Source organism: Halorussus aquaticus, from assembly GCF_024218795.1.
GTDB classification, from domain to species: Archaea; Halobacteriota; Halobacteria; order Halobacteriales; family Haladaptataceae; genus Halorussus; species Halorussus aquaticus.
In genome coordinates, this window is the sequence record NZ_CP100400.1 from 2,953,463 (window position 1) to 2,971,301 (window position 17,839).

General features: G+C 66.0%; 21 protein-coding genes. 10 read left to right on the forward strand and 11 right to left on the reverse strand.

The window, feature by feature from the left end; translation table 11 throughout:
* Positions 1-19: 19 nt before the first annotated feature.
* From leuC to NGM06_RS15230, 3 genes are read left to right on the forward strand one after another with little or no spacing between them, the layout of a single operon-like run.
* Positions 20-1,459 (forward strand): 3-isopropylmalate dehydratase large subunit, encoded by a 1,440-nt coding sequence (leuC, locus tag NGM06_RS15220; RefSeq protein ID WP_254267778.1) that lies wholly within the window; start codon positions 20-22, stop codon positions 1,457-1,459.
* Positions 1,456-2,085, forward strand: coding sequence for a 3-isopropylmalate dehydratase small subunit (leuD, locus tag NGM06_RS15225; protein ID WP_254267779.1), 630 nt, complete (start codon positions 1,456-1,458; stop codon positions 2,083-2,085). Before leuC ends, leuD begins: the two co-directional genes overlap by 4 nt.
* Positions 2,082-3,092 carry an isocitrate/isopropylmalate dehydrogenase family protein gene (locus tag NGM06_RS15230; RefSeq protein ID WP_254267780.1) on the forward strand — a complete coding sequence of 337 codons (1,011 nt, stop codon included), beginning with the start codon at positions 2,082-2,084 and terminating at the stop codon, positions 3,090-3,092. Before leuD ends, NGM06_RS15230 begins: the two co-directional genes overlap by 4 nt.
* A 41-nt stretch (positions 3,093-3,133) precedes the next feature.
* On the opposite strand, the gene NGM06_RS15235 is transcribed toward NGM06_RS15230, so the two are convergent.
* Complete coding sequence (locus tag NGM06_RS15235) at positions 3,134-3,367, reverse strand: DUF7563 family protein (RefSeq protein WP_115863977.1); 234 nt, start codon at positions 3,365-3,367, stop codon at positions 3,134-3,136.
* A gap of 390 nt (positions 3,368-3,757) precedes the next feature.
* On the opposite strand from NGM06_RS15235, the gene NGM06_RS15240 reads away from it, so the two are divergent.
* Positions 3,758-3,913: a DUF7557 family protein gene (locus tag NGM06_RS15240; protein ID WP_438267634.1), complete on the forward strand. Its 156-nt coding sequence runs from the start codon at positions 3,758-3,760 to the stop codon at positions 3,911-3,913.
* Here the strand turns inward: NGM06_RS15240 and NGM06_RS15245 are convergent.
* The 6 genes from NGM06_RS15245 to NGM06_RS15270 form a co-directional block, all read right to left on the reverse strand.
* Positions 3,910-4,572, reverse strand: a complete 663-nt coding sequence (locus NGM06_RS15245) for a protein sorting system archaetidylserine decarboxylase (RefSeq protein ID WP_254267781.1) — start codon at positions 4,570-4,572, stop codon at positions 3,910-3,912. The genes NGM06_RS15240 and NGM06_RS15245 overlap by 4 nt on opposite strands.
* Entirely contained in the window at positions 4,572-5,030 is a 459-nt protein-coding gene (locus NGM06_RS15250) for a DUF5799 family protein (protein WP_254267782.1), read from the reverse strand. The genes NGM06_RS15245 and NGM06_RS15250 overlap by 1 nt, the downstream gene beginning before the upstream one ends.
* A gap of 108 nt (positions 5,031-5,138) precedes the next feature.
* A complete protein-coding gene (locus NGM06_RS15255) occupies positions 5,139-5,534 on the reverse strand; it encodes an OsmC family protein (protein WP_254267783.1) in 396 nt (131 codons plus the stop codon).
* Between the two features lie 164 nt (positions 5,535-5,698).
* Entirely contained in the window at positions 5,699-6,433 is a 735-nt protein-coding gene (locus NGM06_RS15260; protein WP_254267784.1) for a metal-dependent hydrolase, read from the reverse strand.
* A 62-nt stretch (positions 6,434-6,495) separates the two neighbouring features.
* On the reverse strand, positions 6,496-6,765 hold the full coding sequence (locus NGM06_RS15265; protein ID WP_254267785.1) for a hypothetical protein: 270 nt from the start codon (positions 6,763-6,765) through the stop codon (positions 6,496-6,498).
* A gap of 217 nt (positions 6,766-6,982) precedes the next feature.
* Positions 6,983-7,627 (reverse strand): hypothetical protein, encoded by a 645-nt coding sequence (locus NGM06_RS15270; protein WP_254267786.1) that lies wholly within the window; start codon positions 7,625-7,627, stop codon positions 6,983-6,985.
* Between the two features lie 268 nt (positions 7,628-7,895).
* On the opposite strand from NGM06_RS15270, the gene NGM06_RS15275 reads away from it, so the two are divergent.
* Both NGM06_RS15275 and NGM06_RS15280 read left to right on the forward strand, forming a co-directional pair.
* Positions 7,896-8,519, forward strand: a complete 624-nt coding sequence (locus tag NGM06_RS15275; protein WP_254267787.1) for a gluconate 2-dehydrogenase subunit 3 family protein — start codon at positions 7,896-7,898, stop codon at positions 8,517-8,519.
* Complete coding sequence (locus NGM06_RS15280) at positions 8,516-10,138, forward strand: GMC family oxidoreductase (protein ID WP_254267788.1); 1,623 nt, start codon at positions 8,516-8,518, stop codon at positions 10,136-10,138. The genes NGM06_RS15275 and NGM06_RS15280 overlap by 4 nt, the downstream gene beginning before the upstream one ends.
* Positions 10,139-10,182: 44 nt before the next feature.
* Here NGM06_RS15280 and NGM06_RS15285 read toward each other — a convergent pair whose 3' ends face one another.
* The 4 genes from NGM06_RS15285 to NGM06_RS15300 form a co-directional block, all read right to left on the reverse strand.
* The gene (locus NGM06_RS15285) at positions 10,183-11,166 is read right to left on the reverse strand and encodes a DUF4349 domain-containing protein (protein ID WP_254267789.1); all 984 of its coding nucleotides are present in this window, start codon (positions 11,164-11,166) and stop codon (positions 10,183-10,185) included.
* Between the two features lie 84 nt (positions 11,167-11,250).
* Positions 11,251-12,216 carry a TIGR03557 family F420-dependent LLM class oxidoreductase gene (locus NGM06_RS15290; RefSeq protein ID WP_254267790.1) on the reverse strand — a complete coding sequence of 322 codons (966 nt, stop codon included), beginning with the start codon at positions 12,214-12,216 and terminating at the stop codon, positions 11,251-11,253.
* Positions 12,217-12,292: 76 nt separating this feature from the next.
* A complete protein-coding gene (locus NGM06_RS15295) occupies positions 12,293-13,972 on the reverse strand; it encodes an NADH-quinone oxidoreductase subunit D (RefSeq protein WP_254267791.1) in 1,680 nt (559 codons plus the stop codon).
* Positions 13,973-14,163: 191 nt separating this feature from the next.
* Complete coding sequence (locus tag NGM06_RS15300) at positions 14,164-14,562, reverse strand: hypothetical protein (RefSeq protein WP_254267792.1); 399 nt, start codon at positions 14,560-14,562, stop codon at positions 14,164-14,166.
* Between NGM06_RS15300 and NGM06_RS15305 the strand changes: the two genes are divergently transcribed.
* The 4 genes from NGM06_RS15305 (at position 14,533) to NGM06_RS15320 (ending at position 17,740) form a co-directional block, all read left to right on the forward strand.
* Complete coding sequence (locus NGM06_RS15305; protein WP_254267793.1) at positions 14,533-15,072, forward strand: hypothetical protein; 540 nt, start codon at positions 14,533-14,535, stop codon at positions 15,070-15,072. The two genes, NGM06_RS15300 and NGM06_RS15305, sit on opposite strands and share 30 nt — an antisense overlap.
* Before the next feature lie 354 nt (positions 15,073-15,426).
* Positions 15,427-16,554 (forward strand): histidinol-phosphate transaminase, encoded by a 1,128-nt coding sequence (gene hisC / locus NGM06_RS15310; RefSeq protein WP_254267794.1) that lies wholly within the window; start codon positions 15,427-15,429, stop codon positions 16,552-16,554.
* Positions 16,551-17,135 (forward strand): adenylate kinase family protein, encoded by a 585-nt coding sequence (locus tag NGM06_RS15315; RefSeq protein WP_254267795.1) that lies wholly within the window; start codon positions 16,551-16,553, stop codon positions 17,133-17,135. Before hisC ends, NGM06_RS15315 begins: the two co-directional genes overlap by 4 nt.
* Entirely contained in the window at positions 17,132-17,740 is a 609-nt protein-coding gene (locus tag NGM06_RS15320; protein WP_254267796.1) for a CDP-alcohol phosphatidyltransferase family protein, read from the forward strand. Before NGM06_RS15315 ends, NGM06_RS15320 begins: the two co-directional genes overlap by 4 nt.
* The last annotated feature ends 99 nt before the right edge of the window (positions 17,741-17,839 follow it).

Here is a 17,839-nt window from a genome sequence, read left to right on the forward strand (position 1 = left end):
CGCATAGCGGGTGGTCCGCGTGAGCGAAGCCACCCTGTACGACAAAGTCTGGGACCGCCACAAGGTGACGGAACTCCCGACCGGGCAGGACCAACTGTTCGTCGGCCTCCACTTGATTCACGAGGTGACGAGTCCGCAGGCCTTCGGGATGCTGCGCGAGCGCGACCTCGACGTCGCCTACCCCGAGCGCACCCACGCCACCGTGGACCACATCGTGCCCACCGAGGGCCGCGACCGACCGTACGAGGGCGCGGCCGAGGAGATGATGGCCGAACTGGAGGAGAACGTCCGCGACGCGGGCATCGAGTTCTCCAGTCCCGACACCGGGAATCAGGGCATCGTCCACGTCATCGGTCCGGAGCAGGGCCTGACCCAACCCGGGATGACCGTGGTCTGTGGCGACAGCCACACCTCGACTCACGGCGCGTTCGGCGCGCTGGCGTTCGGCATCGGCACCTCCCAGATTCGGGACGTGCTGGCGACCGGCACCGTGGCGATGGAGAAGAAGGACGTGCGCCGAGTTCGAGTCACGGGCGAACTCGGCGACGCCGTCGAGGCCAAGGACGTGATTCTCCAGATAATCCGGCGACTCGGTACCGACGGCGGCGTCGGCTACGTCTACGAGTACGCGGGCGAGGCGATAGAGAGCCTCGACATGGAGGGCCGGATGAGTATCTGCAACATGTCCATCGAGGGCGGCGCTCGCGCGGGATACGTCAACCCCGACGAGACCACCTACGAGTGGCTCGAAGAGACCGACGCGTTCCGCGACGACCCCGAGAAGTTCGAGCGACTGAAACCCTACTGGGAGTCCATCGCGTCCGACGACGACGCCGAGTACGACGACGAGGTGGTCATCGACGGCGACGACCTCGAACCGATGGTGACGTGGGGTACCACGCCCGGGCAGGGCGTCGGCATCACCGAACCGATTCCGGAACCCGAGGACCTGCCCGCGGACAAACAGGACACCGCTCGGCGCGCGCAGGAGCACATGCGCGTCGAACCCGGCGAGACGATGGAGGGCTACCCCATCGACGTCGCCTTCCTCGGCTCCTGCACCAACGCGCGCCTGCCGGACCTCCGGCGGGCCGCCCGCCTCGTGAAGGGCCGAGAGGTCCACGACGACGTGCGCGCGATGGTCGTCCCCGGCAGCCAGCGCGTCAAGGCCGCCGCCGAGGCGGAGGGACTGGACGAGATATTCAGCGAGGCCGGATTCGAGTGGCGCGGCGCGGGCTGCTCGATGTGCCTCGGGATGAACGACGACCAACTGGAGGGCGACGAGGCGTCGGCCTCCTCCTCGAACCGCAACTTCGTCGGGCGACAGGGGAGCAAGGAGGGCCGCACGGTCCTCATGAACCCCAGAATGGTCGCCGCCGCCGCCGTCGAGGGCGAGGTGACCGACGCCCGCGAACTGCCTGCGACCGACGTCGACGACTCGGAGGTGACGCGGGCATGAGCGGACAGACCACCGAGACCGACATCGCGACGGTCGAGCGCGTCTCCGGGACCGGCATCCCGCTCCGCGGCAACGACATCGACACCGACCAGATCATCCCGGCCCGCTACCTCAAGGCCGTCACGTTCGACGGTCTCGGCCAGTTCGCCTTTCAGGACCAGCGGTTCACCGACGACGACGAACCGAAAGACCACCCCTTCAACGAGGACCGATTCCGCGACGCCTCGGTGCTGGTCGTCAACGCCAACTTCGGCTGTGGCTCCTCGCGCGAACACGCCCCGCAGGCGCTGATGCGCTGGGGAATCGACGCCATCGTCGGCGAGAGCTTCGCCGAAATCTTCGCCGGGAACTGTCTGGCGCTGGGGATTCCGACCGTCACTGCGGACCAAGACGAGATAGAGGCCCTGCAGGCGTTCGTGGACGAGAACCCCGACGCCGAGATAGACGTCGACGTGACCGCCGAGACGGTCAGCTACGGAGGGACCGAAATCGACGCCACGGTGGACGACGCCCAGCGGAAGGCGCTGGTCGAGGGCGTCTGGGACACCACTGCACTGCTCGGGTCGAACCCGGAGTCGGTTGCCCAGACAGCCCGTGACCTGCCGTACGTGGAGGAAGCCGAATGACCGACGACTCCGCAGGGACTGCGGCCGACGGACCCGAGCGAATCGTCGTGATTCCCGGCGACGGAATCGGGAAGGAAGTCGTCCCCGCGGCCCGCGAGGTGCTGGAAGCGGTCGGGCCGGACTTCGAGTTCGAGGAGGCCGACGCCGGAGACGCGGTGAAGGCGGAGACCGGCGAGGCCCTCCCCGAGGAGACTCGCGACCTCGCCGCGAACGCGGACGCCACCCTGTTCGGCGCGGCGGGTGAGACCGCGGCCGACGTCATCATCCCGCTCCGGCGAGCGGTCGATTCGTTCGCCAACGTCCGACCGGTCCGGGCCTACCCCGGTACGGACGCCCTACAACCGGGCACGGACCTCGTGTTCGTCCGGGAGAACACCGAGGGCGTCTACGCCGGACACGAGTCCGAGATTGCGCCGGGCGTGACGACGCTGACACGGGTCGTTACCGAGTCGGCGTCCGAAGAAATCGCGCGTTACGGCTTCGAGTACGCCGCCGAGCGCGGGTCGCGCGTCACGATAGCCCACAAGGCGAACGTGATGCGGACGACCGACGGGTTGTTCCTCGACACCGCGCGCCGGGTCGGAGCCGAGTACGACGTGGACGCCGACGAGGCGCTGATGGACGCGCTGGCGATGCACCTCGTCCAGCGTCCGGAGGAGTACGACGTCGTGGTCTGTCCGAACCTCGCGGGCGACGTGCTGTCGGACCTCGCGGCGGGTCTCGTCGGCGGTCTCGGTCTCCTGCCGAGCGCGAACGTGGGCGACGAGCGTGCGCTGTTCGAGCCGGTTCACGGCACCGCGCCCGACATCGCGGGGCAGGGCGTCGCAAACCCGTCCGCGGTGATGCTGTCGGCCGCGATGCTGCTGGAGTATCTGGGCTACGACGACGCCGGAGAGCGCGTCCGCTCGGCCGTGACGGCCACGCTGGAGTCCGGACCGCACACGCCGGACCTCGGCGGCGACGCGACGACGAGCGACGTGACCGAGGCGGTGCTGGCGAAACTCTGACCTAGGAGAACGTAGTCCGTTCCGGAAATCGTTCCGAGCGGTTATCGAAGCGGTTCGCGGCCGCCGATGAGGTTCGTCGTGTCTACCTCGTCGGCCCGCGCGCCTCCTTTCTTGACCTCTGTCGCGGTCATGCACTCCAGACAGCCGAAGACTTCGTTGTGGTTGTTCCCGAAGACGCGAGCGAAGTCGCGCGTAACGAAGGAGCCGCAGCTCTGGCATCGGTTCTCGGCCATCGTGTCGTCGCCGTTGGTGAGTCGGTTGTCGGTCGTGGTCATGTCTGCGCGATAGATACACACAATCCTACCCACTTTGTTATCCAGTACCTACACCCCTGTAACCGGGCCTTAGCGGACCCAGTAACCGATTGTTACGCGGTCATCCACCCCTCGGGATGTTCCGCAAACGACCCCGTAATTTAACACAGAGGGGTGTGAATCGAGACGACCGCCTCCGCGAGCGAGGTCCGGCCTGCCGTGACGGGAGTCGAAGAACGGTCCGAGGCTGATTCGGTAGCGTCCGACGTCGGAACCGCGTGACCGAGTCTGTGTCCACAAGCGACCGACTCCCCGTGGTCGTCGTTCGCGCACGGCGGCGCGTGGCGCTCGCAGTCTCGGCCGTGAGACGCCCCCGGTCGCTTAAGAGGATTGATGGCATACCTCGTGACGATGCCCGAGATACAACTCGACGAGGAGACGATAGAGCGTCTCGACAGTCTCCGGGTGGAGGACGAGTCCTTCGACGAGATAGTCAGCGAGCTAATCAACATCTACGAGGCCGAGGAGCGCACGCTGTTCCACGGCGGCGATTACAGCGGCGATTAGCGCTCGGCGATTACCGTCTCGCCCGCCCGGACTTTCTGACCCCGTTCGACGGCCACGTCCGCGGGGTCGTACGACTCCGGGAGCAACACGTCCGCGCGACTGCCGAACGAGATGTGGCCGAGTCGCTGGCCGCGGTCGAGTTCGTCACCCGGTTCGACGTAGGGGTGGATGCGGCGAGCGAACGCTCCGGCGATGAGCGTCACCTCGTGGTCCGGGAACCGGACGTGGAGTTTCTCGTTGTTGTCCGACTCCTTCGAGAACGCCGGGCGGTGCTTGCCGGGTTCGTGTTCGACCGCCTCGACGCGGCCGCCGAACGGCGCGCGGTTGACGTGGACGTCGGTGACGTTCATGAACACGCCGATTCGAACTCTTTCGCCCGCTCCGTCCGGACCGTCCTCCTCGCGCACGACCGAGACGCGACCGTCGGCGGGCGCGAGGACGCCGGAGTCCGGCGGCGTTCGGTCGGGGTCGCGGTGGAACAGCAGCGCACCGACCGCCAGAAGCGGGGCCGCGACGCTCCAGCGCCGCGACCGGTCGGTCAGACGCGAGAGTATCGTGACGGGTATCGCCAGTGCCAGCGCCAGCAGGGCGTACCGCCACGCTCCCGGCGTGAATCGACTGCGCAGTCGCTGGCGACCGTCTCTTCGCTGGCTGTCCATCACTCGGCGGCCGCGTCGCGGACCTGCGACCACTTGCCCTGCGATTCGAGTCGCTGCTGGAGTTCGCCCGCGTACTCCTGCGCGAGACGGTCGGCCGCCTCGATTCGGTCGCGGTCCGCACCGCCACCGCCGCCGCCGAGACCGAGGGCGCTCTTCACGGAGTCGAAGACGCCACCGCCGCCGCCGCCGCCGCTACCGCCACCGCCGCCACCGGTCATGGAGTTCATCTGGTTCCGGATGTTCTCCAGTTCCGGCATCACTTGCTCGACCTTCGAGGTGTCGGCGACGATTCGCGCCTGCTCGTCGTCTCCGGGGTTCTCGATCTCGAACTCCACCGCGGTCATGATGAGACCCCACTCCTGACGGGAGAACTGCGAGTCGGTGATCCGCTGTGCGAACTCCTGATCGACTGTCATCCGGTCGCCGACGATGAGGTCCTGCCACGCGCGTTCGGTCATATCCGGACTGTTCGGTTGGAGATGGTATGAGGGTTTTCCTGCGTGACGGGACCCGCGAACTCGGGGTTCGGAAAAAGAGCGTTCCGACGGAGAGTCCAACGCCGGTCTTCAGAACGCGCCGCCTTCGACCGTGACGTCGGCGGCCAACTCGCCCTTCAGCGCGTCGTGGACCTTGCAGAGTTCGTCGGCGCGCTCGACGACCTCGTCGGCCTTCCCGCCGTCGATTTCGGCCTCGGTCCTGACCGTGAACTGCACGGCGTCGAGTTTGTCGTCGTCGTTGAGGTCGCCGCTCACGTCGATTTCGATGCGGCCGAGGTCGCCCACGTCTCGCTGTTCCGCGCCGACCCGGAGCGCGGGGACGTAGCACGAACCGTACGCCGCCAGCAGACTTTCGAGCGTGTCGGGCGCGTCTTCGCCCGTCGCGTCGATGGTGACCTCGAAGTCGCGTACCTGATTCTCGGACTTGTACCCCTCCTCGGAGACAGTTGTGACTTCCTTCGTCATGCGCCCGGACGTTCGCCCGCCAGACCCCTAAGTATTGCTCTCGGCCGAGGTGCGTGAAACGATACGTGACGTTCGGACCGAGTACGCCGCGAGTACGACGACCATAGCACGGCCGGACAGGAAAGAAACGAGAGCGAAACCGTTCGGAGTCGAGCACCGGTGTGTCAGTAGAGTTCGGCGCCGAGGTCGAACGTCTCGTCGCCGTCGTGAATCTGCACGTCGGCGTCGCTTCCTGCTCCTTTGACCTCCTTGCGGAAGTCCTCGGGGTCCTGTTCGATGGGCGGGAAGGTGTCGTAGTGCATCGGGAACGCGTAGTCGGCGTCCACCCAATCGACCGCGACGGCGGCCTGCATCGGTCCCATCGTGAAGTGGTCGCCGATGGGAACCGCGGCGGCGTCGGGTTCGAGGAACGGACCGACGACCTCGCGCATCTCCGTCTGGAGCGAGGTGTCGCCAGCGTGGTAGAACGACTGGCTCTCCTCGTCGCTAATCTGGGTGGGCTTGGTGTCGCTGACGACGAACCCGGCGGGCATCCCGCCGGAGGCGCCGTAGGAGGTGTCCATGCCGTTCGTGTGGTCGGCCCGGACCATCGTGACGAAGGCGTCGTCGCACTCGACGGTCCCGCCGAGGTTCATCCCCATGCCGCCCACGGCCTCGAAGTCGCCGAACTCGTCGCGGCAGTACTCCACCACCTCGGGCGTGGCGACCAGTTCGGTCCCCTCGTAGCGGTCCACGTCGCCGATGTGGTCGGCGTGGCCGTGGGTGAGCAACAGGTAGTCCGGGTCGAGTTCCTCGGGGTCGGTCTCGGTCTTCGGGTTGTCGAAGAAGGGGTCGATGAGGAGGTCGGTTCCGTCTACCTCGACGTGCCACGTCGAGTGGCCGTACCAAGTGAGTTTCATATGCGGTTCGAACTACACTCGTTTGGCACTTAAAGGGTGTTGGCGCGAGAGACCGGAGGCCCTCACTGGCGTTCGCGGTCCCGGTTCGACGTGAAGAGATTCCACCCGACGACGTTTCGGGCTACCCAATCGAGGACGAGTCCGAGCGTGACTACCGCGAACGAGGTGGCAACGAACAGTCCCGCTAACTGCGCAGTTTCGCCCGCCGTCGCCGTAACCAACATGCCGAGGACGAACAGTATCGTGGCCATGAACAGTATCGGCGCGACGAACCACTTCAGCACCCAGTGGTCGTCGAGGAACCGACTCGCCGTCCGGAGTGAGTCACTCATGGTCGTTCCCTGACGGAGGGCTTCGTCGCTACCGCCGATAAATGTTTGTCTGACAATCACTCTACCGGCTTCAACCGAACTGAACAACCTCTTTGTTAGCAGATAAAGAGTCTGAAACGACCGACTTTCGGAATGCTACCTAATATCGCAATCAATCGCTCGAAATAAGGATTTGGTTGTGTACTCGATAGAACCCCGATACCGTCCGTCTCTTCCGTCAGACGTTCTGCTCGATAGTCGTTAGCGAACAGTCGGAGTATCGGAGTTCCTTCGTCGCAATCTTGCTGGTGTGCGTCGTCGCGTCACCGCATTCGTTCGTCGTCTCGCCTCCCGAACCGATTTTCGCCATCGGCGTTCGAACGTAGTCGTACTGGTCCGTGACCGAACTGTCCTTGTAAGTGACGCCCTGCCCGTACGAGCAGTTGTAGTTCTGTCCGACACCACCGAGCATCTTCCAGAGGATCTCGTAGACTTCACTGTCACCGTGCTTGTCCGGACTTCCGTTTTGTCGATAGTACTCTCCGAAGATTTTCGCTCCAGCGACGGTGGTCGCGTTTCCTCCGAACGCGTCGGCCTCGACCACGTCACTATCGAACTTCGTCTCGTCGACGATGAGGACGTTCGTCTCGCTCGACGGATTATCCGCTGTGTTGCTCAGATACGTCTTGAACTGACTATGTGCCTCACTGAGGGAGGAAGCCGATGAAACGTCGGGCTTCTTGTCCCCCTGTGCAGTACCCACTTGGTAGTTTCCGGCGTCGACGAGGGCATCCAGCATCGTACCCGTAACGGGTCGAATGACATCCCCTCTTTCGTATTTACTCTTGACGTTCTGGGAGATGTATACGATCGGATAGTCCACAGTACTTGCCGCGCTAGCGGGGAAAGCGGCCACGGAACTTGCGATAGCTGACGCGCCGAGCGTCTTCAGGACGTTACGTCGGGTAGTCTTTTCAGACTTGCATATAAGATTCCTAACTGCATAGGAATGTATTTTTCTATATTGCGTGGATAATATTTACTGCGCTATTCCGCACCTATACATTACATGATTCGATGTGCCAGAGCACCAATTTGTCTTCAGTTGAAGTAGCAACCCCTAAGTTTTAGGCTGACCTAACTCGGCCCAGATGGAACTGACTCGTCGGGACGCGCTGGCCGCCCTCGCGGCCAGCGGCGTCGCGGTCGGGACCGGCGCGGTCGTCGGGACCGACGCGGACGGGCGACTCCGGAATCCCTTCGCCGAGACCCCTTCGCCGGAGGACCGGATGGCCACGCTGCTCGCAGTGGCCGACGTGGTCTACCCCTCCGCAGTCGCGGGCGTCGAGGAGTTCGTCCGGACCTACGCACTCGGCCGGACGAAAGACCGGGCGGACTACCGCGAGGGGATGGTCGAAGCCCTCTCGACGCTCGACGAGTACGCGCGGACGTGGCACGGTGCCGACTTCCGCGACCTCGACGCCGAGACACGCGAGTCGGTGCTGGACCAGATGGGCGTGGACACCGCAAAGCCGGACCCGGAGGGGAGCGACCCGGCCCGCGTCCGGTACTACCTCGTCAACGAACTGCTGTACGCGCTCTACACTTCGCCGACCGGCGGGAGGTCGGTCGGCATCGAGAACCCGCAGGGCCACCCCGGCGGAACCGGAAGCTATCGGCGCGGACCGAGCGCCGACGAGGACAGGTCGAAGGCCGACGGGAGTGAATCGAGCGCCGGCGATAGCGAACCGAACACCGGTGGGGGCGGAGAATGACGGACAGGAACCCGTCCGAACGCGCCGACGTGTGCGTGGTCGGGGCCGGACCGGCGGGCGCGCTCGCGGCCCACCGACTCGCGGACCGGGGCTACGACGTAGTCGTCCTCGAAGTCGGAGAGCGCTTCGACTTCGAGGACCGTAAGCGGCGGATGGAGCGCGCGATTCGCCCCGGTCACGACCCGCTGTCGGTCTGGGAGATGGGCGGCCCGCGAGACGCCTACACTTCCAGTGGAGAGCGGTTCTACCCGCTGAACCGCGCCCGCGTCAAGGGCGTCGGGGGCACCACGCTCCACTGGCAGGGGATGGTGATGCGTCTCCACGAGTCGGACTTCGAGTCGTGGCCGCTCGACTACGGGGACCTCCGGCCGTACTACGCCGAGGCCGAGCGAGCGCTGGGGGTCGCGGGCGCGGACGACAACCCCTACGCCCCGCCCCGCGAGGAACCGTTCCCGATGTCGGCGTTCCCGCCCTCGCACAGCGACTCGCTGTTCGCGGCCGCCTGCGAGCGCCTCGGCGTCACGATGCACTCGGTGCCCAACGCGCGGAACTCCGAGGCCTACGACGACCGGAGCGCCTGCGTGGGCTACGGTACCTGCAAGCCGGTCTGTCCCTCCGGCGCGAAGTACTCGGCAGACCACCACGTCGAGAAGGCCGAGAGCGAAGGGGCGCGAGTCGTCGACCGAGCGCCGGTCCAGCGACTCGAACACGACGACTCCGGCGAACGCGTCACCGCGGCGGTCTACGCCACCCCCGACGGCGAGAGCCACCGGCAGGAGGCCCGCGAGTTCGTCCTCGCGGCGGGCGGCGTCGAGATTCCCCGCCTCCTGCTGCTCTCGAAGTCGGCCCAGTACCCGGACGGACTCGCCAACTCCTCGGGCGCGGTGGGCCGGTACTTCATGGACCACCTGTTCGCGGGCGTCGGCGGGACGCTGGACCGAGAGACCCGCCAGAACCACGTCGGGTTCATCACCAGCGAGTGCCACCAGTTCTACGACGACCCGACCCGCGGGACCGAGGGTCGGGACGGCGGCGTCCCCGAGTGGACCGACTCCGGCGACGAACCGGCCCCCGACAGCATCAAACTGGAGTTCCTGAACTACGCCGGTCCCTCGCCGGTCGAGATGGCGCTCTCGGGCGACCAGTGGGGCGACGACCTGCTCGACACCCTCCGGGAGGGGTACGGCAACTCGATAGCGATGGGCGGACTCGTCGGCCAGCGCCCGCGGAAGGCCAACCGGGTCACGCTCGACTCCTCCACGACGGACGACCACGGGAACCCCGTCCCGAAGATACACTGGTCGGTGGACGCCCGGACGAAGTCGTCGCTCCGGCGGGCGAACGAAATCCAGCGCGCGATACTCGACGAACTCGGCGCGGACGTCTCGTGGTCCGTCGGTCCGGAGAACACCGGCCCGGCGTTCCACCACATGGGTACGACGCGGATGGGGACCGATAGCGACGAGAGCGTGGTGAACCCGCGACTGCGGACCCACGACCTCCGGAACCTCGCTATCGCGTCGAGCAGCGTCTTCGTCACCAGCGGTGCGCTGAACCCGACGCTGACCATCGCGGCGCTCGCACTGAAGGCGGCCGACCACGTGGACGAGCGGTTGTAGTCGAAACTCGGATTCGGCCTTCGGAGGACTGTCGTTCGTTCCAGTCAGTCGTCCTCGTCGGGCGTCTCCGGCGCGTCGGTGGCCTCCGAAGGTTCCGGCGCGTCGGGGAGATTTGCACCTGCACTCGCGCCCGCGGGGTCGGCCGACCGTCGTCGCCAGAGCGCGACCGCGCCGCCGACGGGAACGCCGAACGCCAGCAGGTACGGCATCGCGTAGGCCAGTCCCACCGCGAGACCGCGCACCACGACTACGACGCCGTCGGCCGACGCGAGGAACGCCGAGACCAACCCCGTGTCGTACCACGCGTCCCGGTCCTCGTCGGGCGATTCGGAGTCGGGCGGGCGCTCGTTCAGTCGGACCGTCAGCGTCGAGTAGGCGACCTGCCGCTTCAGCGACTTGCGCTGGGCCTGAAGTTGTTCGATTTCGGACTGGACCTCCGAGAGTCGCTGCTGGATTTCGAGGACGTTCTCGGTGTCGTTGGCCTCCTCGTAGAGGCTCCTGAGTTTCTCGCGCTGGGCCCGCAGATTCTTCAGTCGGGCCTCGACGTCCACGAGTTTCTTCGTCACGTCCTTCGTGTTCGTGCTGGCCTTCCGGACCTCGCCGGTTCGTTTGGCCCGCGAGACGAGCGCCGAGAAGTTCCCCTTCGGGACCTTGACCACGAGTTTTCCGGTAGTCCACGACCGATTCCCGCGAGTGTGGACCTCCTCGGCCGAGTCTCCGACGAACCCGCCGAGTCGCTCCGCCGCCCGCGAGAGGTTCCGCCGAGCGTCGTCGTAGTCCTCGACTTCGACCGACACCGTGCCCGTCCGAATCAGCGCTCGCTGGCCGACCTGCGCGCTCTGACCCCGAAAGTCGGGATTCGAGGTGTCCGACGCCGCCTGCGTCGCCGCCTCGTCGCTGGAGAGACTCGGGTCGCCTGCGGCGGTCGCTTGCCGCGAAGCGTCACTACCGCTGCCGGAACATCCCGCGAGAACGAGCAGGAGTGCCAGCGCCACGGGAACCAGCCATCGTCGCGTGTCGCGTGCCATAAAGTACCCATCATATCGAGACCCCGTAAAGTTCCGGATGGGTGAAAGGACCGTTTCAGTATTCGCTCGAAACGGGCGACCGAGTCACTCGAACTCGGGCACCACCTCGTCCTCGTAGAACTGGAAGAACTGCTCCTGATTCGGACCGACTTGGTGGACGTAGACGTGGTCGTAGCCCGCGTCGGTGAACTTCCGGAGGTTCTCGACGTGCGTCTGCGGGTCGGGGTCGGTCACGATGCTGTCGGACTCGCGCACCTTCTCCTTCGTGACCAGTTGGCTGGCCTGCTCGAAGAGTTTGTGGGTCTCCAGTTCCGTGGCCAACTGTCCGGGCAGGAGGCTGTTGCGCCACACCCGGTGAGCGGTCTCGACCGCCTCGTCCTCGTCGTCGGCGTAACAGACCGTCAACTGGCTGAACTTCGGTCCCTCGCCGCCCTCCTCCTCGAAGGTCTCGACCACGTCTTGGGGACCGACCGACCAGAAGCCGTCGCCGATGTCTGCGGCCTTCTTCGCGGTCTGGTCGCCGTAGGCCGACACGCAGATGGGTGCGTTCTCCGCCGGGAGGGTGAACAGTTTGGCGTTCTCGACGGTGTAGTGGTCGCCGTGATAGCCCACCATCTCGCCGGTCCAGAGTTTGCGAATCACCTCGACGGCCTCTTCGAGCATCTCCAGTCGGACGTGGTGGGGCGGCCAGTGATCGCCCGTGACGTGTTCGTTCAGGTTCTCTCCGGTTCCGACGCCGAAGTAGAACTGCTGGCCGTCGTCTTCGAGCATCGTCGCTACGGTCGCCGCGGCCTGCGCGAGGACCGCCGGTTCGTACCGGATGATGGGACAGGTCACGCCCACGCCCACGTCGATGTCGACGGTCGCGCGAGCGATGCCGCCGAGCGTGGACCACACGAACGGGGACTCGCCTTGGTCGCTCAGCCACGGGTGGTAGTGGTCCGAAATCGAGACGAAGTCGAAGCCCACGTCCTCGGCGCGGACCGCGTAATCCACGAGGTCGTTGGGGCGATGCTCCTCGCTGGAGAGCGCGTAACCGAGTTCGACCATAGAAGTGGCACGGCAGTCCTCGGTAAGGCGGTTGTGGCCACCCGCAGAGCGGCGGAGTCGGCGACCCGCCCCTCTCTCACCGGTCTACCGACCCCAACACGATGTCCAGACTCCCCAGTGCGGCCACGAGGTCGGGGACGTACTCGCCCTCGGCCATCGCCTCCAGCGAGTGGAGGTTGTTGAAGCACGGACTCCGAATCTTGAACCGCGCGGGTTGGGAGGTGCCGTCCGACCGGATGTACACGCCCAGTTCGCCCTTGGCGGCCTCCACCGCACGGTAAATCTCCGTGTCGGGTTCGGGCTTGAGGGTCCGCGGGACGTTGCTCTGGATGTTGCGCTCGTCCTCGGGCCAGTCTTCGAGCAGGTCGATGCACTGACCGATTATCTTGGCCGACTCCTCGACCTCCTGCATCCGGACCAGCACGCGCGAGTAGTTGTCGCCGTACGGTTCCGTGACGACGTTCCAGTCGAGTTCGTCGTAGTAGCCGTACGGGTCGTCGCGACGCAGGTCGTAGTCCACGCCCGACCCGCGGGCGACCGGTCCCGTGCAACCGTACGCCTTGGCCGTCTCCGCGGAGATGACCCCGGTATCGACGGTCCGCTTCTGGAATATCTCGTTGTCGGTCATCATGTCGTGGTACTCCTCGATGCGCCGGGGGAGACCGTCGAGGAACTCCCTGACCTTGTCGAACCACTCCTCGCGGGGTTCGGGCAGGTCCCAGACGACCCCGCCGAGGCGGAAGTAGTTGAACATCATGCGCTGGCCCGTCAGGTCCTCCAAGATGTTCTGGACGATCTCCCGGTCGCGGATGGCGTACATGAAGATGGCCGTGAAGTCGCCGTAAACGTCGAGCGCGAAGGTCCCGAGCGCCAGCATGTGGCCCATGATGCGGCCGAACTCGACCGACATCGTCCGGAGTATCTGGGCGTACTCGGGCACGTCGATGTCGTTGAGTTCCTCGGCCACACGCGCGTAGGCCCACTCGTTGGGCATGTTGGCCGTGTAGTCCCACCGGTCGGGGTACGGCATTATCTGGTAGCGGTAGTTCTTGGTCTGGCACATCTGCTCCTCGCAGCGGTGGAGGTAGCCGATGTCGGGTTCGACGTCCGCGACTTGCTCGCCGTCCAGCACCGTCTTGAGGTGGAGGACGCCGTGTGTCGCCGGGTGGTGCGGTCCGATGTTGAGGAACATCGTGTCCGACTCCGTCTCGGTGCCCTTCTGGCTCTCGGCTATCGGGTTGACGTGTGCCTCCAGCGAGACGACCTGCGGCCGGTCTTGGTCGTAGTCGAGCGCGAGCGGGTGGCCCTGCCACGTCTCGGGCAGCAGGATGCGCCGCAGGTCCGGGTGGCCCTCGTACTCGATGCCCACGAGGTCGTAGGCCTCCCGTTCGTGCCACTCCGCCGTCTTGTACACCGACGCAGCCGACTCGTTCCACGGGTCGTCCTTGCCGGTCGGGACGATGACGTTGACCTCCTGCGTCCGGTCGTCGTACTTGGTCAGGTGGTAGATGCTCTCGTAGCGGTCCTCGTACTCTTGGGCGGTCAGCAACGAGAGGTGGTCGAAGCCAGCCTCCTCCTTGAGCGTCGCCAAGACTTCCTCCACCTCGTCGGGTCGGACGACGAACCCGCCGGAGTTGACGTGGTCCTCCCGTCGAGTCGCTCGGTCGCCAAGCAGCGCTTCGAGTTCGTCGTAATCGACGGCCCCGCGCTGTTGTGACGCCGGTACCTCGGAGTCGGTCTCCGTAGCGTCGCTCATCGTATCCCACCTCGACGCCGCACTCGGCTGTCAGTAGTATATAGCTCGAACATTCCCATCCCCTACCCTTCCTCGGCCCCGAACGCCATTAGGGCTAACGTCTGTCACCGTGGTCGGATACCGTGTAAAAAGGCAGTCCCGGGCGGTAGCGTCGCTACTGGTGGTGCGGGTGACCGTTCCGGTCTCGGTGGTTACCGTCGGCGCTGTGACTCGTCGCCGCGCTCTCGGTCGCTCTGGCGGCCGTGTTGCTCCTGACCGCGCATCATGGTCTGCTGAACCGGGCTGAACTCGCTCTCGGAGCTACCGCCGTACTGGTTCTGTTCCTGTCCCTGTTCGCCCTGCTGTCGGGACTGGCGACCGGTCTGCTGGTGCTGTCCGGATTGCTGATGCTGTCCCGACTGTTGGTGTCGTCCGGATTGCTGCTGCTGGCCGCCGTGCTGTCCGGACTGCTGGCGGTCGTGCCCCGTGTACTGGCCGCCGCTTCCGCCGTGCTGGCTCAGTTCGTGTACGTCACCTCCCTGTTGCCGGGACTGACCGCGTCCCTGATTCTGTCCGACCTCGTGGCGTTGACTGCTCTCGTGGCGGCCCATCTGTTGGCCGCGTCCCGACTGCTGGTGCTGACTGCTGCGCTGGCCGGATTGCCGGTGCTGTCCTCCGCGTTGGCCCGACTGCTGGCGGTTACTGCCGTATCGGTTGCCGGTTCGACCCGACTGCTGACGCTGGCCGGACTGGCCGCGGCCCATCTGTTGGCCGCCCTGTCGGCCCTGCTGTTGGTCGCTCCCGTGATGATGGTGATGATGGTGGTGGTGCTGCTCGCCGGACTGTCGGCCCGTCTGCTGGCCGCCGTGTTCCTCGATGTCGTGCTCACCCATCTGGTGGCGACCGGTCTGGTGCTGGCCGGTCTGGTGTTGACCGCCCTGTCGCTGGTCGGTTCGATGTTGGCCGGTCTGGTGCTGGCCGGGCACGTTCTGCTGACCGGACTGTCGGTGCTCGGACTCGCCTCGTCGGTCGCCGCCACCCGCCGACTCTCGGCCGCCCGCGGAGTATCGGCCGCCCCGGGTGTCGCCTTCGCCCTGTTCGCTTCGCTGTTGACGGTCTGACTCGTGACTCCCTCTTCCCCACCGGTTACTATTGTCTCGTGCCATCGTTGTCTCCCCGTCGGGTAGTCGGCAGGTTTCTCCTTATTTGTACTGGGCGGATATTGACAGAACTGCCTCTAAGTCGGGTTTAAACCGCCTCTAACGGTTGTACGCCCCGATTCGGTACTTCGGCGACCGAGCGTGACTCTGCACAGTCCGACGGCGGTCGAGAGTCTGCCAGTTCCTCGGTCCGCTTCTCACCGGCGTCCCACTCCGCGCAGGAGCGGTGTGCAGTCGCGCCGCCGTCCCTTCGCCTCCGGGGCGGAGCTACCCGAGGTAAGCACTCTTAAGGCGAGTCGCCCACACCTCTCTCACATGCAACCACGGGACCTCTCCGCGCACACCGTCTATCAGGCCGGACGGGGCATCGAGGAGGTCGCTCGGGAACTCGGTCTCGACCCCGACGACCTCGTGAAACTCGCCTCGAACGAGAACCCCTTCGGCCCGAGTCCGGCCGCAGTCGAGGCCATCCGGGAGGCGGCCGCGTCGGCTAGCTCCTACCCCAAAGCGTCGCACGCCGACCTCACCGAGAAACTGGCCGACCGTTGGGACGTCGCGTCCGAACAGGTCTGGTTGGGCAACGGCGGGGACGGCGTCCTCGACTACCTCGCTCGGGCCACGCTGGAACCGGGCGACGCCGTCCTCGTCCCGGACCCCGGGTTCGCCTACTACGGGATGAGCGCGCGCTTCCACCACGGCGAGGTCGAAGAGTACCACCTCTCGAAGGACGACGACTTCGCGCTGACGGCCGAGACGGTCCTCTCGGACTACGACGGCGAGCGAATCGTCCACCTCACGAGTCCGCACAACCCGACCGGGAAGCGGTTCGACCTCGACGCGGTCGAGGCGATCGCCGACGAGACGAGCGACGACACCCTCGTCGTCGTGGACGAGGCGTACGGCGAGTTCGCCGACGCGCCCAGCGCGGTCGAACTCGTCCGGACGCGCGACGACGTGGCGGTAATCCGGACGTTCTCGAAGGTGTACGGGCTGGCCGGGGTCCGCCTCGGTTACGGCATCGTGCCCGAGGAGTGGGCCGACGCGTACGCCCGAGTGAACACCCCGTTCGCCGCGAGCGAAATCGCCTGTCGGGCCGGACTCGCCGCGCTGGACGACGACGACCACGCCGAGAAGACGGTCGAGACGGCGGCGTGGGCGCGCGAGTACGTCTACGAGAACCTCGACGCGCCGACGTGGGAGAGCCACGCGAACTTCGTGCTGGCGGAGGTCGGAGATGTTCTCGAATCAGACGATTCGAGAGCCAGCCAGAACTCGGAGCGTTCTGGCCCGGCGAGCGAAGTCGCCGACGAACTCCAGCACCGCGGGGTCATCGTCCGGGACTGCACGAGTTTCGGCCTCCCGGAGTGCGTTCGCATCACCTGCGGCACCGAGGCCGAGACCGAGCGCGCGGTCGCCGAACTCAACGAGGTGCTATCGTCGTGAGAGTCGTCGTCACCGGGACGCCGGGCACCGGCAAGACCTCCGCGGTCGAGGCGCTCGAAGCAGACCCCGAGTTCGCCGACGCCGGTCTCGAAGTCGTCCACCTCAACGAACTGATTCGGGACGAGGACCTCTGGAGCGAGCGCGACGAGGAGCGCGACAGTCTCGTCGCCGACCTCGACGCGGTCGCCGAGCGACTGGCTGACCGCGACGACCTGCTCGTGGAGTCGCACCTCGCCCACCACCTCGACGTTCGAGAATCGCGGGGCGATTCTCGCAGCCCATCAGAAACGGACGTTTCTGAGGACGCCGACAGAGTGGTCGTCCTTCGGTGTCACCCCGAGGAACTGGAGCGGAGGCTCACCGGCCGCGGAGAGTCCGAAGCGAAAGCGCGCGAGAACGCCGAGAGTGAAGCGCTCGACGTGATTCTCTCCGAGGCAGTGAACGAACACGGCGTCGAGAACGTGTACGAAATCGAGACGACCGACCGCGACCCCGACGAGGTGGCCGCCGAAATCGCGGCAGTCGTCTCGGGCGACCGGGAACCCAGCGCCGGAACGGTGTCCTACCTCGATTACCTATGACCCTCGACCAGTTCCGTCACGTGGCCGACCGGATGCTCGACCCGTTCGTCTCGCTCTCGACGAGACTCGGCCTGACCCCCGACGCGGTCAGCGTCGTCGCGTTCGCGCTCGCCGGTGGGGCGGGGGGAGCGTTCTACCTCGGCGGCCAAGACCCGGTCTGGTACTTCGCGGGGGCCGTTCTCGTCTTCCTGAACGGGTGGCTCGACCTGCTCGACGGCGCGCTGGCGCGGGAGCTCGGCACCGACTCGAAGGCGGGCGACCTGCTGGACCACGTCCTCGACCGGTACGCCGACATCGTCATCATCGCGGGACTCGCGGCCGGAATCGACCGCTACGCGCTGGGTCTCGCGGCCGTGACCGGCGTGCTGATGACCTCTTACCTCGGGACACAGGCTCAGGCGGTCGGACTCGACCGGGTGTACGGCGGCCTGCTCGGGCGCGCCGACCGACTCGCGCTCGTCGGCGTGACTGGGGTCCTCGCGGCCGTCGTATCGGCGACCCCCGCGGGGCTTTCGGTCGTCGCATGGTTACTCGTCGTCTTCGCTGTCGTCGGCCACTTCACTGCGGTGCAGCGGTTCTACTACTCCTGGCGAGCGCTGTCGTAGGCTGACGGCAACTTCCGGCAGTGCAACCGATTTAATTGATTGTCGGTTAGTTAGCTTTTTCACAATCGGTAATGTCGAAAGGAACAGAGGTAGCGAAGT

What these genes read in the sequence shown, in the direction of transcription:
- NGM06_RS15285 (WP_254267789.1), bottom strand. Translation starts at nt 11,166, where the DNA reads ATGGCACGCGACACGCGACGATGGCTGGTTCCCGTGGCGCTGGCACTC.
- NGM06_RS15290 (WP_254267790.1), bottom strand. Translation starts at nt 12,216, where the DNA reads ATGGTCGAACTCGGTTACGCGCTCTCCAGCGAGGAGCATCGCCCCAAC.
- NGM06_RS15280 (WP_254267788.1), top strand. Translation starts at nt 8,516, where the DNA reads ATGACGGACAGGAACCCGTCCGAACGCGCCGACGTGTGCGTGGTCGGG.
- hisC (WP_254267794.1), top strand. Translation starts at nt 15,427, where the DNA reads ATGCAACCACGGGACCTCTCCGCGCACACCGTCTATCAGGCCGGACGG.
- leuD (WP_254267779.1), top strand. Translation starts at nt 1,456, where the DNA reads ATGAGCGGACAGACCACCGAGACCGACATCGCGACGGTCGAGCGCGTC.
- NGM06_RS15265 (WP_254267785.1), bottom strand. Translation starts at nt 6,765, where the DNA reads ATGAGTGACTCACTCCGGACGGCGAGTCGGTTCCTCGACGACCACTGG.
- NGM06_RS15300 (WP_254267792.1), bottom strand. Translation starts at nt 14,562, where the DNA reads ATGGGCCGCCACGAGAGCAGTCAACGCCACGAGGTCGGACAGAATCAG.
- NGM06_RS15260 (WP_254267784.1), bottom strand. Translation starts at nt 6,433, where the DNA reads ATGAAACTCACTTGGTACGGCCACTCGACGTGGCACGTCGAGGTAGAC.
- NGM06_RS15320 (WP_254267796.1), top strand. Translation starts at nt 17,132, where the DNA reads ATGACCCTCGACCAGTTCCGTCACGTGGCCGACCGGATGCTCGACCCG.
- NGM06_RS15275 (WP_254267787.1), top strand. Translation starts at nt 7,896, where the DNA reads ATGGAACTGACTCGTCGGGACGCGCTGGCCGCCCTCGCGGCCAGCGGC.
- NGM06_RS15245 (WP_254267781.1), bottom strand. Translation starts at nt 4,572, where the DNA reads ATGGACAGCCAGCGAAGAGACGGTCGCCAGCGACTGCGCAGTCGATTC.
- NGM06_RS15255 (WP_254267783.1), bottom strand. Translation starts at nt 5,534, where the DNA reads ATGACGAAGGAAGTCACAACTGTCTCCGAGGAGGGGTACAAGTCCGAG.
- NGM06_RS15250 (WP_254267782.1), bottom strand. Translation starts at nt 5,030, where the DNA reads ATGACCGAACGCGCGTGGCAGGACCTCATCGTCGGCGACCGGATGACA.
- NGM06_RS15230 (WP_254267780.1), top strand. Translation starts at nt 2,082, where the DNA reads ATGACCGACGACTCCGCAGGGACTGCGGCCGACGGACCCGAGCGAATC.
- NGM06_RS15240 (WP_438267634.1), top strand. Translation starts at nt 3,758, where the DNA reads ATGCCCGAGATACAACTCGACGAGGAGACGATAGAGCGTCTCGACAGT.
- NGM06_RS15295 (WP_254267791.1), bottom strand. Translation starts at nt 13,972, where the DNA reads ATGAGCGACGCTACGGAGACCGACTCCGAGGTACCGGCGTCACAACAG.
- NGM06_RS15235 (WP_115863977.1), bottom strand. Translation starts at nt 3,367, where the DNA reads ATGACCACGACCGACAACCGACTCACCAACGGCGACGACACGATGGCC.